Here is a 13,852-nt window from a genome sequence, read left to right on the forward strand (position 1 = left end):
ACCTCGTCGTGGAGCGGGTAGCTCCATGGCGTGGCTTTTCAGCAATCATGGTTGCGGGTAGTGACAGATCAGTCACACAGTGCGATGGTGCCCGACATGGACACCAACGGGGGCTTTGAGCCCGTCTTCTGCACCATCGTGCCACCGCACGTCCTCGACAAGCTCGCCCAGCACGAGGACACCGCGCTCGCCACTCCCGCCCGCCGCACCCTGGAGCGGGACGCCATGGAACGCACCCGCCGCCGGCTGACCACCGTCATCGGCGCGCACGCGGCCACCCCGCCCGCCGCCGGTGCCGGCGCACCGCAGCGCACGGTCTACGACGCCGGGCACCAGCAGAGCCTGCCCGGCACCAAAGTTCGCGGCGAGGGCGACCAGCCGGGCGAGGACGCCACGGTCAACCGGGCGTACGCGGGCCTCGGCGCCACCTTCGAGCTCTATCTGCAGGCGTACGGCCGCGACTCCATCGACGGCAAGGGCCTGCCGCTGGACGCGAGCGTCCACTTCGGCGAGAAGTACGACAACGCCTTCTGGAACGGCGAGCAGATGGTGTTCGGCGACGGGGACGGGGAGGTCTTCCTCGACTTCACCACCCCGGTCGACGTCATCGGCCACGAACTCACCCACGGCGTCACCCAGTACACCGCGAACCTCGCCTATTTCGGCCAGTCGGGCGCCCTCAACGAGTCGATGTCGGACGTGTTCGGCTCGCTGATCAAGCAGTACACGCTCGGCCAGACCGCCGCCGAGGCCGACTGGCTTATCGGCGCCGGACTGCTCGCCCCGCGCGTCCACGGCAAGGCGCTGCGCTCGATGAAGGAGCCGGGCAGCGCGTACGACGACGACGTGCTCGGCAAGGACCCGCAGCCGGGGACCATGGCCGGCTATGTGCGCACCGGCCAGGACAACGGCGGGGTGCACATCAACTCCGGTATCCCCAACCACGCGTTCTACCTGGTCGCCACCGAACTCGGCGGCCACGCCTGGGAACGGGCCGGACAGATCTGGTATGACGTGCTGACCGGCGGGGAGCTGGACACCCAGGCGACCTTCGCGGACTTCGCGAGGCTGACGGTGGCGGCGGCGCTGTCCCGCTATCACGAGGGCGCGGAGCAGGAGGCCGTCCTCAAGGCCTGGGAGCAGGTCGGGGTCCAGACCTCGTAGCCCGGACGCCCGTCCCGTACTAGACAGGTGCCATGCATATTCGGGTGAGGCGTACGGGCGGGTTCGCGGGCATCGAGCGCCGGGCCGAGGTGGAGACCTCGGGACGGGCCGACGCCCAGGAGTGGCACGCCCTGGCCGAGCGTGTCCTGGCCGCCGGCCGGGGCACGCCGCCGGCCGGTGTACCGGACGGCTTCAGCTATGAGATCACCGTGGACGGCAGAACCGTGTACTGCGCGGATCCCCGGCTCACGGAGGACCAGCGGGCGCTGGTCTCCCGGGTGCTGAAGGAAGGGGCGTGAACCACGCGCCACGTGTCGACGGGCAGTTCGTTCCTGCCCGTTGACGCGGCTTACCGGCGGTAAGGATGATCCGGCGCATGGCGACGAACCCCATACCCCAGTTCCCCGCCGGCTTTCTGTGGGGCGTGTCCACCTCGGCCCACCAGATCGAGGGCGCGGCCGATGTGCGCGAGCCCTCCGTGTGGGACGTGTTCACCGCCGAGCCGGGCCGGGTGAAGGACGGCTCGACCGCGGCGGTGGCCTGCGACCACTACCACCGCTACCGCGAGGACGTGGCCCTGCTCGCGGACCTCGGGGTGGACGCGTACCGCTTCTCGGTCTCCTGGCCCCGGGTGAACTCCCCCGGCGGACTGGACTTCTACGACCGGCTGGTGGACGAGCTGTGCGCGGCGGGCGTACGCCCGGTCGTGACCCTCTTCCACTGGGATCTGCCGGTCACACAGGACTGGCTGGAGCGGGACACGGCGTTCCGGTTCGCCGAGTACGTGTCGGTCGTCGCCGAGCGGCTCGGCGACCGCGTGGCCAAGTGGATCACCCTCAACGAGCCCGCCGAGCACACCCTGCTGGGCCATGCGCTCGGCGTCCACGCGCCGGGCAGACAGCTGATGTTCGACGCGCTGCCGGTGGCCCACCACCAGCTGCTGGCCCATGGGCTGGCGGTACGGGCGCTGCGTGCGGCCGGGGCGGGCGACATCGGGATCGCCAACTCGCACGGACCGGTCCGGCCCGCCTCCCAGGAGCAGGAGGACGTGGCGGCCGCGGACTTCTACGACGTCCTGCTCAACCGGCTGTTCTCCGACCCGCTGCTGCTCGGCCGCTACCCGGACGGCATCGAGGCGCTGATGCCCGAGGGACCCGAGGTCGTGGAGTCCGATCTGAAGGTCATCTCCGAGCCCCTGGACTGGTACGGGATCAACTACTACGCACCGGCGCGGGTGGGCGCCCCGCAGGGCGCGGACATCGAGTTCGGCGGCATCCCCCTGCCCGCCGAACTCCCCTTCTCCGTACGGGAGATCGAGGGCCACCCGGTCACCGACTTCGGCTGGCCGGTGGTTCCCGAGGCACTGACCGAGCTGCTGACCGGCTTCCGCGAGCGCTACGGCGACCGGCTCCCGCCCGTCGTCATCACCGAGAACGGCTGCTCCTACGAGGGCGTCGACGACCAGGAGCGCATCGCGTATCTGGACGGCCATATCCGGGCGCTCCACCGGGCGGTGGAGGCCGGGGTCGATGTGCGCGGCTACTTCGTGTGGTCGCTGCTGGACAACTTCGAGTGGGCCGAGGGGTACGCGCGCCGCTTCGGGCTGGTGCACGTGGACTACGCGACGCTTCGGCGGACCCCGAAGGCGTCGTACGCCTGGCTGCGGGAGCTGCTGCGGGCGCGGGGATGACGACGGCGAAGCGGCCCGCCGGTCGGCCCGTGGACGCCCTCGCCGAGCCCGTCGAGCGGGTCGGCCGGGGCTGGGTCTCGGCCCTGTCGCTGGCCAACGGGGCGATCTGGGTGGGCTGGTACGGCCCGCTGCAGATCCTGCTGGCCTCGCAGGCGAAGGACTTCGCGCCCGGCTCCGGGATGTCCAAGGAGACGATGCTGGCCTGGGTCACGGGCGCGGGCGCGGTGGTGTCCCTGGTCGCGAACCCGTTCTTCGGCGCGCTCTCGGACCGCACCACGGGCCGCTGGGGCCGCCGCACCCCGTGGATCGTGGCGGGGGCGGCGGGCGGGGCGCTGTCGCTCCTGCTGCTGGCCGGGGCGGACGGCCCCTGGACCATGGCGCTGGGCTGGTGCCTGGTGCAGCTGACGCTGAACGCGGCCTTCGCAGCGGTGACGGCGGCGGTGCCGGACCGGGTGCCGCGGCTCCAGCGGGGCTCGGTGGGCGGCTGGCTGGGGGCGGCGCAGATCCTCGGGGTGGTCGGCGGGACGGGCCTGGCGACGGCGGCCGGGGGCATCGGGGCGGGGTATGCGGCGTGCGCGGTGTTCACCGTGGTGGGCGTTGCGCCGTACGTGCTGTGGCACGCGGATCTGCGGCTGTCGGCGGCGGACCGGCCGCCCTGGTCGTGGCGGGGCTTTCTGGCCGGGTTCTGGCTCGGTCCGCGCCGCCATCCCGACCTGGGGTGGGCCTGGCTGACCCGCTTCCTGATCAACCTCAGCAACGCGCTGGTGCTGCTGTATCTCCTGTACTACCTGCGGGACCGCATCCTTCCCCGGGGCTCCGGGGCAGGGGGGATCCCGGTGCACGACGCCGAGCAGGGCGTCCTCGTCCTCACCGCGGTCAACGGCGTCACCCTGCTCGCCACGGTCGTCGTCGGCGGGCTCTGGTCGGACCGGGTGGGGCGCCGCAAGCCGTTCGTGGTCTGGTCGGGGGTGCTGATGGCGGTGGCGACGGCGGCCCTGGCGGGCTGGCAGACCTGGACGGGCACGGTCGTCGCGGCGGCGGTCCTCGGGGTGGGTTTCGGGGTGTTCACCTCGGTGGACTTCGCGCTGATGACGGACGTCCTGCCGAAGGCCCTGGACCGCGGCAAGGACCTGGGAGTGATCAACATAGCCAACGCCCTCCCCCAGGTCGCGGCTCCGGTCCTGGCGGCTCCGATCGTCACGCATCTGGGCGGATACCGGGTGCTGTACCTGGTCGCGGCGGTGATCGGGCTGGCGGGGGCGGTGCTGGTGGGGCGGATCCGGGTGGTGCGGTGAGAGCCGGGACGGTGCGGGAGACGGGTCAGGGGCGTCCCACTGCGAATGTGGGTCGTACAAGCACACAAAAAAGTCCTACGGCTCTGTCAGTGCCGCGTCGTACTCTTGAAACCGCGAGGCCGCCCTCAGCTACGCGGCCGTACGGAGGAGGAATCGCAGGCCTACGAGCCGGCCCATGACGCAGACACCCACAGCTCACACCCCCGCGCAGGGGCAGGCGAAAACGCAGATCACCGTCCCTGCCCAGCACCCCATGGTGATGGTGCTGGGTTCCGGTGACTCCCTGCTGCGCGTGATCGAGACGGCCTTCCCGGGGGTCGACATCCATGTCCGGGGCAATGAGATCAGCGCGGTCGGCGATCCGGCGGACGTCGCCGTGGTGCAGCGCCTGTTCGCAGAGATGATGCTCGTGCTCCGCACCGGGCAGCCGATGACGGAGGACGCAGTGGAACGCTCGATCGCCATGCTCCGGGCGAGCGAGAACGGTGAGGGCGACGGACCCGAGACCCCGGCCGAGGTGCTGACACAGAACATCCTCTCCTCGCGCGGCCGGACGATCCGCCCCAAGACGCTCAACCAGAAGCGGTACGTCGACGCGATCGACAAGCACACGATCGTCTTCGGCATCGGCCCCGCCGGTACCGGCAAGACGTACCTCGCGATGGCCAAGGCGGTCCAGGCCCTGCAGTCCAAGCAGGTCAACCGGATCATCCTGACCCGTCCGGCCGTCGAGGCGGGCGAGCGCCTGGGCTTCCTGCCCGGCACGCTGTACGAGAAGATCGACCCGTATCTGCGCCCGCTCTACGACGCGCTGCACGACATGCTCGACCCCGACTCCATCCCGCGGCTGATGGCCGCCGGGACCATAGAGGTCGCACCGCTCGCGTACATGCGCGGTCGCACGCTGAACGACGCCTTCATCATCCTGGACGAGGCCCAGAACACGAGCCCCGAGCAGATGAAGATGTTCCTCACCCGCCTCGGCTTCGACTCGAAGATCGTGATCACGGGTGACGTGACCCAGGTGGACCTGCCCAACGGGACCAAGAGCGGTCTGCGGCAGGTGCAGGAGATCCTGGAAGGCGTCGAGGACGTCCACTTCTCCCGTCTGTCGTCCCACGATGTCGTACGGCACAAGCTCGTCGGCCGTATCGTCGACGCCTACGAGAAGTACGACAGCAAGAACGGCACCGAGAACGGCACGCACAAGCCCGGCCGCGGCAAGGCCGGGCACGCGCACAAGGGGAAGTAGAACAGCAGCACCATGTCGATCGACGTCAACAACGAGTCCGGCACCGAGGTCGACGAGCAGGCGATCCTCGACATCGCCCGCTACGCGCTCGCGCGGATGCGCATCCACCCGCTCTCCGAGCTCTCGGTGATCGTCGTGGACGCCGACGCCATGGAGCAGCTGCACGTGCAGTGGATGGACCTGCCGGGGCCGACGGATGTCATGTCCTTCCCGATGGACGAACTGCGGCCCCCGGCCAAGGACGAGGACGAGCCCCCGCAGGGGCTTCTCGGTGACATCGTGCTCTGCCCGGAGGTCGCCGCCCGGCAGGGCGCCGAGGCGCCGACGCAGCACTCCATGGACGAGGAGCTCCAGCTCCTGACCGTCCACGGAGTGCTGCACCTGCTCGGCTACGACCACGAGGAGCCCGACGAGAAGGCCGAGATGTTCGGCCTGCAGGCCGCCATCGTGGACGGCTGGCGTGCGGAGAAGGGCCTGACCGGCCCGTCCCCGGCCCCCACCGTGTCATGAGCCCCCAGCTCGTCGTCGGCGCCGTCGCACTGGTCGTCGTCGCGTGGCTCGCCGCCTGCGCGGAGGCGGGCCTCGCGCGCGTCTCCAGCTTCCGGGCCGAGGAGGCCGTGCGCAGCGGCCGGCGCGGCAGCGCCAAGCTCGCCCAGGTCGCGGCGGACCCGACCCGCTATCTCAATGTGGCGCTGCTCGTGCGGGTCGCCTGTGAGATGGCCGCCGCCGCGCTGGTCACCTACGCCTGTCTGCGGGAGTTCTCCGGGACGGCCGAGGCCCTGCTGGTCGCCATCGCGGTCATGGTCCTCGTGTCGTATGTCGCCGTCGGCGTCTCCCCGCGCACCATCGGCCGCCAGCACCCGCTGAACACGGCGACGGTGGCGGCGTACGTCCTGGTGCCCCTGGCCCGGATCATGGGCCCGATCCCGTTCCTGCTGATCCTGCTCGGCAACGCCTTCACCCCCGGCAAGGGCTTCCGCCGCGGCCCCTTCGCCTCCGAGGCGGAGCTGCGCGCGCTGGTCGACCTCGCCGAGAAGGAGTCCCTCATCGAGGCCGAGGAGCGCCGCATGGTGCACTCGGTGTTCGAGCTGGGCGACACCCTGGTGCGGGAGGTGATGGTCCCGCGGACGGACCTGGTGGTCATCGAGCGCTACAAGACCATCCGTCAGGCGCTGACCCTGGCCCTGCGGTCGGGCTTCTCGCGGATCCCGGTCACCGGGGAGAGCGAGGACGACATCGTCGGGATCGTGTATCTGAAGGACCTGGCCCGCAAGACGCACATCAGCCGGGACGCCGAGTCGGAGCTGGTGTCCACCGCCATGCGGCCGGCCGCGTTCGTGCCCGACACCAAGAACGCGGGCGACCTGCTGCGGGAGATGCAGAAGGAGCGCAACCACGTCGCCGTCGTGATCGACGAGTACGGCGGCACGGCCGGGATCGTCACCATCGAGGACATCCTGGAGGAGATCGTCGGCGAGATCACCGACGAGTACGACCGTGAGCTGCCGCCGGTGGAGAACCTGGGCGACGACCGCTACCGCGTCACCGCCCGCCTCGACATCGGCGACCTCGGCGAGCTGTACGGGCTGGAGGCGTACGACGACGAGGACGTGGAGACGGTGGGCGGACTGCTCGCGAAGGCGCTCGGCCGGGTGCCGATCGCCGGGGCGTCGTCCGTGGTCGAGCTCCCCGACGGCCGGGAGCTGCAGCTGACCGCGGAAGCCGCGGCGGGCCGCAGGAACAAGATCGTGACCGTGCTGGTGGAGCCAGTGGGCGAGACCGAGCCCGCGGCGCAGGAGCCGCAGCCGGAGTGAGTCGGCGGCGGCCGGGAGCGCGGGAGAAGTCCCGCTTCCCGGCCCGGCTCGGACGTGCGCCCCTGAGGGCCGTCCGGTCCGGTCGCATCCGTATGCTCGGATCATGACCGACAACAGCGCGCTCGACCCCGAGGACCGCAAGATCGTCACCCTGGCCCGCTCGGCGCGGGCCCGCAACGGCGTGCCGGAGGGTGCCGCCGTGCGCGACGAGACCGGGCGTACGTATGTGGCCGGAACCGTCGCCCTGGAGTCGCTGAAGCTGAGCGCCCTGCAGACGGCGGTGGCGATGGCGGTGGCGTCGGGCGCTAAGTCGCTGGAGGCGGCGGCCGTGGTCACGGAGGCCGAGTCCGCGTCCGCGGAGGACCGGGCGGCGGTGCGGGACCTGGGCGGCCCCGCGACGCCGGTGCTGGTGGCGGGCCCGGACGGCACGGTCCGCGCGAGCGTGACGGCGGGTTGATGAGCTCTAAGGCCGTTCCCCCGGGGGGGTGCGGCCCTTCGGGTCAGAGGGCGTCGGGGCCGCGCTCGCCCGTGCGCACCCGTACGACGGTGTCCACGGGTACCGCCCAGACCTTGCCGTCGCCGATCTTGCCGGTCTGCGCCGCGCTCACCACCGCGTCGATCACCGCGTCGGCGTCGGCGTCCTCGACCACCACCTCGATGCGGACCTTGGGTACGAGGTCGACCTGGTACTCGGCGCCGCGGTAGACCTCGGTGTGGCCGCGCTGACGGCCGTAGCCGCTGGCCTCGGTCACGGTGAGGCCCTGAACACCGAGTTCCTGCAGGGCCGTCTTGACCGCGTCGAGGCGGAAGGGCTTGACGATCGCGGTGATGAGCTTCATGCCTGGGACGTGACCTTCTGGGCGGCGGAGTGGGCGACCGGGGCGCCATGCCCCAGGACTCCGTGATCGTAGGCGGTCTCGGCGTGCACCGTAAGGTCCAGGCCGGTGTGCTCCTGCTCCTCACTCGCGCGGAAGCCCATCAGCTTGTCGATCACCTTGCCGAGGGCGTAGGTCACCGCGAAGGCGTAGACGGCCACCACGACCACGGCCAGCAACTGCTTGCCGAGCAGGGCGGGTCCGCCTCCGTACAGCAGGCCCTTCGCCCCGCCGGTCATCTCCTCGACCGCGAACAGTCCGATGAGCAGGGTGCCGATGACACCGCCGACCAGGTGGACGCCGACGACGTCGAGCGAGTCGTCGTAGTTCAGCTTGAACTTCCAGCTCACGGCGTACGAGCAGACGGCCCCGGCGGCGAGGCCCACGACCAGCGCGCCGAGCAGGGACACCGTGGACGAGCGCCGCCGTGATGATCGCGAAGGTGAGCTGGAAGGTGGCGAAGAGCAGGGTGGGGACGCTGCCGTGCAGACTCTGGGGGCCGATGTCCGCCATGCCGACGTGCCTCAGGCCGCCGATCAGTCCGCCCGCGCTGTCGTCGCCGAAGGCCAGGGAGTATCCGGCGGTCAGCCACACCACGGTGACCAGGGCGATCGACACGAAGCTCATCATCAGCATGTTGAGGACGCTCTTCGTGCGGACCATGCCGCCGTAGAAGAGGGCCAGACCCGGGGTCATCAGCAGGACGAGGGCGGTGGCGGCGAGCAGCCAGGCGGTGTCGCCGGTGTCGAGGGCGGGGGCCTTTCCGGCGGCCAGGACGATCTCCACAGGCGGGTCTCCTCGGGGGGCGGGCTCGTCCGAGGGGCGCGGTCGCGCGTTTCCGGTCCTGTACGCGTGTGTTTCCGTGACGTTTCGTGTTGCGTCGGCGTTTCCGGGACCTCACCGGACCCCGGTGGGCGCACGAGCGTGCGGTGGGGCTCCGTGGATCAGGGAGAATGGGCGTCATGAGCGTGCGCAGTCAGTCATCCGAGCCGAGCGAGGCCGTCCACCGGGCGGGCTTCGCCTGTTTCGTGGGCCGTCCCAACGCGGGCAAGTCCACCCTCACGAACGCTCTGGTCGGGCAGAAGGTGGCGATCACCTCGAACCGGCCGCAGACGACCCGGCACACGGTACGGGGCATCGTGCACCGGCCGGACGCGCAGCTGATCCTGGTGGACACCCCCGGCCTGCACAAGCCGCGGACGCTGCTCGGCGAGCGGCTCAACGACGTCGTGCGCACGACCTGGGCCGAGGTGGACGTGATCGGCTTCTGTCTGCCCGCCGACCAGAAGATCGGCCCCGGTGACCGCTTCATCGCCAAGGAGCTGGCGGGGATCAAGAAGACCCCGAAGGTCGCGATCGTCACCAAGACGGACCTGGTGGACTCCAAGGCCCTGGCCGAGCAGCTGATCGCGATCGACCAGCTCGGCAAGGAGCTGGGGATCGAGTGGGCGGAGATCGTGCCCGTGTCGGCGGCCGGGGACAAGCAGGTGGAGCTGCTCGCCGAGCTGCTGATCCCGCTGCTGCCCGAGGGGCCCGCGCTCTACCCCGAGGGTGATCTGACGGACGAGCCGGAGCAGGTCATGGTGGCCGAGCTGATCCGGGAGGCGGCCCTGGAGGGCGTGCGGGACGAACTGCCGCACTCCATCGCGGTGGTGGTGGAGGAGATGCTGCCGCGCGAGGACCGTCCGGCGGACAAGCCGCTCCTCGACATCCACGCGAACGTCTACATCGAGCGTCCCAGCCAGAAGGGGATCATCATCGGTCCCAAGGGCAAGCGGCTGAAGGAGGTCGGCATCAAGTCCCGCAAGCACATCGAGGCGCTGCTCGGGACCCCGGTGTTCCTGGACCTCCATGTGAAGGTGGCCAAGGACTGGCAGCGGGACCCGAAGCAGCTGCGCCGGCTGGGCTTCTGAGCGGCCCGCACCCGGCGGCGGCCGTGCGCACGCCGATCGCCGGACGTGCGCACGCCGATCGCCGGACGTGCTCACGCCGATCGGCGGAACCCGATCGTCGGAACGGCGCGCCGCCGCGGCCAGGGCTCCACACGCCCCTCCGGGACCAACCGGTCGAGGAACGCGTACCGGGTGAGGGCCGCCGGGTCCTGGTCCTCGTAGGACTGGACCCGGCGCCACCACGCGGCGACCTCGGACCACCCCGGCGCCGACAGCGACCCGCCGAACTCCTGCACCGACAGCGCGGCCGTCAGGCCCGCGAAGGCGAGGCGGTCGGCGAGCGGCCACTCGGCCAGCGTGCCGGTGACGAAGCCCGCGACGAAGACATCGCCCGCGCCCGTCGGGTCCAGCGCCTCGACGGCGATCGCGGGCACGGCGGCGCTGTCGCCGGTGCGTCCGTCCACGGCGTACGCGCCCTCCGCGCCGAGGGTGACCACGGCCAGCGGCACATGGGCGCTGAGCGCGTGCGCGGCGGCGCGCGGGCAGTCGGTGCCCGTGTACCGCATCGCCTCCTCGGCGTTCGGCAGGAACGCCTCGCAGTGTTCGAGGTCGGCGAGGCCCGCGAGGTCCCAGGCCCCGGTGTCGTCCCATCCGACGTCGGCGAAGACACGGGTGCCCCGCTTGGCGGCCTCGGCGATCCAGGGGGCGCGCCGGCCGGGGGTCAGCGAGGCGACGGCGGCCCGGGCACGGGGCGGGCAGGCGGGTGCGGGCTGCTCCGGCGGCGGCTCGTGGCCGTGGGAGACCATGGTCCGCTCACCCTCGTAGGCCATGGAGACGGTGACCGGGGAGTGCCAGCCGGGGACCCGCCGGGACGGCGAGAGGTCGATGCCCTCGCCCTGCTCCAGCTCGTCCCAGCAGTACTCGCCGTAGTGGTCGTCGCCGAAGGCCGCGGCCAGGGAGGTCTTCAGACCGAGCCGGGCCAGCGCCGTGGCCATGTTGGCGACACCGCCGGGGCTCGACCCCATCCCGCGCGCCCAGGACTCGGTGCCGCGCACGGGGGCGGATTCCAGCCCGGTGAAGATGATGTCGAGGAAGACCGTCCCGGTGAGGTACACGTCCCGGGGCGGGTCCCCGGGCGCGCGCAGGGCGGCCAGGGGGTCGACCTGGGAGGTACGGTGCGGCTCGTCCCCGATGTGGGGATGGGGGTGCGGCTTCTCCTGCGTGCCGGGGTGGCGGTGCGGTCCCTCTCCGGTGGTGGCGGTCACGGTGGGCTCCCTGACGTGGTGCGGATCCAGCCAGTGTGCACCAATCGTCACGGTGCGCGGCGGCGGTTGTCCGCAGCCGCTGCCCGCGGCCGCCACCGGCGACCGTCACCCACCGCCGTCGTGGGGAGCCGTGCGCCTACCAGCGGGGCACCACCGGAGTGACCCAGCCGGGATCCGCGACGCGCATCGCCGCGTCGTCGTCGCGCTCGCGCAGGGTGCCGTCGTCGGCGAGCCAGCGGGCGTGCAGGGCGGCCAGCCGGTCGCGGTCCAAGGTGACGCCGAGACCGGGCGCGTCCGGTACGGCGATCCTGCCGCCCTCGAAAGTGAGGCGCTCGGTGATGACGTCCTCGGACTGCCAGGGGTAGTGGGTGTCGCAGGCGTGGTGCAGGTCGGGCACGGTCGAGGCGACATGGGTCATCGCGGCGAGGGAGATGCCCAGGTGCGTGTTGGAGTGCATGGACAGCGCGACCCCGAACGTGCGGCAGACGGCGGCCAGTTCCCGGGTGTTGCGCAGGCCGCCCCAGTAGTGGTGGTCGGACAGCAGGACCTGGACGGCACCGCGGGTGAACGCCTTCTCGATCTCCGGGAAGGTGGTCACGCACATATTGGTGGCCAGCGGCATGCCGGTGCCCGCGGCGACCTCGGCCATCGCGTCCGTCCCGAGGGCGGGGTCCTCCAGGTACTCGAGGAGGCCGTCCAGCTCCCGGGCGACCTTCAGTGAGGTCTCGACGGTCCAGGCCCCGTTGGGGTCCAGGCGCAGCGGGTGTCCGGGGAAGGCCTCGGCGAGGGCGCGGATCGCGGCGACCTCCTCGTCGGGCGGGAACACCCCGCCCTTGAGCTTGAAGGAGCCGAAGCCGTACCGCTCCTTGAAGGTCCGGGCCTGTGCGACCACTCCCGCCGGGTCGAGGGCGGCACCCCAGTCGTCCTGTTCGGCGGCCACGCCCTCGGGGTGCCCGGCCCATCGGTAGAACAGATACGCGCTGTACTCGACCTCGTCCCGCACCTTGCCGCCGAGCAGGGCGTGCACGGGCAGCCCGAGCGCCTTGCCGAGGGCGTCGAGGCAGGCGACCTCGAAGGCGGAGACGACGGACAGCCGGAGTTTGTCGGCGGTCTGGACCCCGCGCAGCCCGCCCACGTCGAGCCGGTCGCCGCCGGGGGAGCCCGCCACGCCGATCTCGTCGGCGAGGTCGAACAGGGCGGTGGTGTCGGTCACCTGGCGGCCGATCAGCCGCTGGGCGAAGGGCCGGGCGAGATCGAGGTACTTCGTGTCGCCGTAGGTCTCTCCGACCCCCGTGGTCCCGTCGGCGGTCACCACCTCCACGATCAGCCGGGGCGTGTACGGCTGGTGGACGCCCTGGGTGTTGAGCAGCGGCGGGTCGGCGACCAGGATCGGTGTCAGACGCACCTCGTCGATGGTGAGGCCGGGGCGGGTCGCGGCGGTCACGGGGCGGCTCCTAAGAGGTCGGGTGCGGCGGTGAGCAGGGGCATGAGCCGGTCTTCCCCTGACTGTCCTCCTCTGGCAGTCTCCCCATGGAGACACCGTCTATGTATGAAGATGAAGCCTAAGTAGGTGAACGGGGCTCGTCAATGGCCCGGCGTGCGCCGGGCGGTGCCCTCCCGTGCCCGGATTACGATCGGCGCATGTCAGACACAGGGGGCGTCCGCGAGGTGAAGTCGGCCGCGCGCACGGTCGAACTGCTCGAGGTGCTCGCGGCCCGCGGCGACCGCCCGGCACGGCTTCAGGAACTGGCCGACCAGCTCTCGGTGCCGCGCAGCTCGATGTACGCCCTGCTGCAGACCCTGATCTCGCGGGGCTGGGTCCGCACGGACGTCACGGGCTCGCTCTACGGCATCGGCATCAGCGCCCTGCTGACGGGCACGAGCTATCTGGACTCCGACCCGCGCGTCCGTGCCGTGCGCCCGTTCCTGGACCAGGCGTCCGAGGCGCTGGGCGAGACGATCCATCTGGGCCGCCTGGACGGCATGGACGTGGCGTATCTGGCCACCCGCGAGTCGCACGCCTATCTGCGGACGATCAGCCGGGTCGGCCGGCGCCTGCCCGCCCACGCGGGGGCGCTCGGCAAGGCACTGCTGGCCGAACGGCCCGACGAGGCACTGCCCCCGGGCCCCTACCCGGCACTCACCCCGAACACCCGCACGACCCGGGCGTCCCTGACGGCGGACCTGGCCGCGACCCGCGAGCGCGGTCACGCGGTCGACCGCGAGGAGAGCGTCACCGGCATCGTCGGCTTCGGCTTCGCCCTGCGCTACGACACCCCGGCGCTGGACGCGATCAGCTGCTCGGTGCCGGTGGCCCGGCTGACACCGGAGCACGAGGAGCGGATCGTGGCGGTGATGCGGGAGGTGCGGGCCGGGATCGAGGGGGCCGGGCCGGGCCTCGCGGGGGCGCCGCACTGGCGCTGAACCCGGCCCGGCCACCCGGAAATCGCGCTCGTATACCCGAGCTCACCAGCCACAAACCTGCGAGTGACTCAGATCACACATCCCGCGCTTTTTCTCGAACCGCGTGCTTGATACAAATTGCCCGCGCGTTCCTGTCGGTCGACGGACGGCGCCCACCCCCCCTTTTTTCTGAGCCGTCCTT

General features: G+C 71.4%; 13 protein-coding genes and 1 pseudogene. 10 read left to right on the forward strand and 4 right to left on the reverse strand.

The window, feature by feature from the left end:
• Positions 1–96 precede the first annotated feature (96 nt).
• The 8 genes from ACFYX0_RS05320 (at position 97) to ACFYX0_RS05355 (ending at position 7,672) form a co-directional block, all read left to right on the forward strand.
• Positions 97–1,164: a M4 family metallopeptidase gene (locus ACFYX0_RS05320; protein WP_388966587.1), complete on the forward strand. Its 1,068-nt coding sequence runs from the start codon at positions 97–99 to the stop codon at positions 1,162–1,164.
• A 32-nt stretch (positions 1,165–1,196) separates the two neighbouring features.
• Complete coding sequence (locus tag ACFYX0_RS05325; RefSeq protein ID WP_355918978.1) at positions 1,197–1,463, forward strand: protealysin inhibitor emfourin; 267 nt, start codon at positions 1,197–1,199, stop codon at positions 1,461–1,463.
• Positions 1,464–1,528: 65 nt separating this feature from the next.
• Positions 1,529–2,854 carry a GH1 family beta-glucosidase gene (locus ACFYX0_RS05330; RefSeq protein WP_388966590.1) on the forward strand — a complete coding sequence of 442 codons (1,326 nt, stop codon included), beginning with the start codon at positions 1,529–1,531 and terminating at the stop codon, positions 2,852–2,854.
• Positions 2,851–4,149 (forward strand): MFS transporter, encoded by a 1,299-nt coding sequence (locus ACFYX0_RS05335; RefSeq protein ID WP_388966593.1) that lies wholly within the window; start codon positions 2,851–2,853, stop codon positions 4,147–4,149. Before ACFYX0_RS05330 ends, ACFYX0_RS05335 begins: the two co-directional genes overlap by 4 nt.
• Before the next feature lie 175 nt (positions 4,150–4,324).
• Positions 4,325–5,401, forward strand: coding sequence for a PhoH family protein (locus ACFYX0_RS05340; RefSeq protein WP_355919436.1), 1,077 nt, complete (start codon positions 4,325–4,327; stop codon positions 5,399–5,401).
• Between the two features lie 12 nt (positions 5,402–5,413).
• On the forward strand, positions 5,414–5,911 hold the full coding sequence (ybeY, locus tag ACFYX0_RS05345; RefSeq protein WP_311698420.1) for an rRNA maturation RNase YbeY: 498 nt from the start codon (positions 5,414–5,416) through the stop codon (positions 5,909–5,911).
• The gene (locus tag ACFYX0_RS05350; RefSeq protein WP_355919433.1) at positions 5,908–7,215 is read left to right on the forward strand and encodes a hemolysin family protein; all 1,308 of its coding nucleotides are present in this window, start codon (positions 5,908–5,910) and stop codon (positions 7,213–7,215) included. Before ybeY ends, ACFYX0_RS05350 begins: the two co-directional genes overlap by 4 nt.
• Before the next feature lie 103 nt (positions 7,216–7,318).
• A complete protein-coding gene (locus tag ACFYX0_RS05355; RefSeq protein WP_311698418.1) occupies positions 7,319–7,672 on the forward strand; it encodes a cytidine deaminase in 354 nt (117 codons plus the stop codon).
• A gap of 43 nt (positions 7,673–7,715) precedes the next feature.
• On the opposite strand, the gene ACFYX0_RS05360 is transcribed toward ACFYX0_RS05355, so the two are convergent.
• Positions 7,716–8,054 (reverse strand): P-II family nitrogen regulator, encoded by a 339-nt coding sequence (locus tag ACFYX0_RS05360; protein WP_311698417.1) that lies wholly within the window; start codon positions 8,052–8,054, stop codon positions 7,716–7,718.
• Positions 8,051–8,870, reverse strand: a pseudogene (locus ACFYX0_RS05365) (ammonium transporter). The gene ACFYX0_RS05360 and the pseudogene ACFYX0_RS05365 overlap by 4 nt, the downstream one beginning before the upstream one ends.
• A gap of 173 nt (positions 8,871–9,043) precedes the next feature.
• Here ACFYX0_RS05365 and era point away from each other — a divergent pair.
• Complete coding sequence (gene era, locus ACFYX0_RS05370) at positions 9,044–10,003, forward strand: GTPase Era (RefSeq protein WP_388966596.1); 960 nt, start codon at positions 9,044–9,046, stop codon at positions 10,001–10,003.
• A 71-nt stretch (positions 10,004–10,074) separates the two neighbouring features.
• Here era and ACFYX0_RS05375 read toward each other — a convergent pair whose 3' ends face one another.
• Entirely contained in the window at positions 10,075–11,175 is a 1,101-nt protein-coding gene (locus ACFYX0_RS05375; protein ID WP_355919442.1) for a PfkB family carbohydrate kinase, read from the reverse strand.
• Between the two features lie 208 nt (positions 11,176–11,383).
• Positions 11,384–12,691 carry a glucarate dehydratase family protein gene (locus ACFYX0_RS05380; RefSeq protein ID WP_388966599.1) on the reverse strand — a complete coding sequence of 436 codons (1,308 nt, stop codon included), beginning with the start codon at positions 12,689–12,691 and terminating at the stop codon, positions 11,384–11,386.
• Between the two features lie 197 nt (positions 12,692–12,888).
• Here ACFYX0_RS05380 and ACFYX0_RS05385 point away from each other — a divergent pair, with 197 nt between their 5' ends.
• Positions 12,889–13,671 (forward strand): IclR family transcriptional regulator, encoded by a 783-nt coding sequence (locus tag ACFYX0_RS05385; protein WP_388966602.1) that lies wholly within the window; start codon positions 12,889–12,891, stop codon positions 13,669–13,671.
• The last annotated feature ends 181 nt before the right edge of the window (positions 13,672–13,852 follow it).

Origin of the sequence: Streptomyces sp. NPDC002573, assembly GCF_042889625.1 — a bacterium.
In the GTDB taxonomy this organism is placed as follows: domain Bacteria; phylum Actinomycetota; class Actinomycetes; order Streptomycetales; family Streptomycetaceae; genus Streptomyces; species Streptomyces gibsoniae.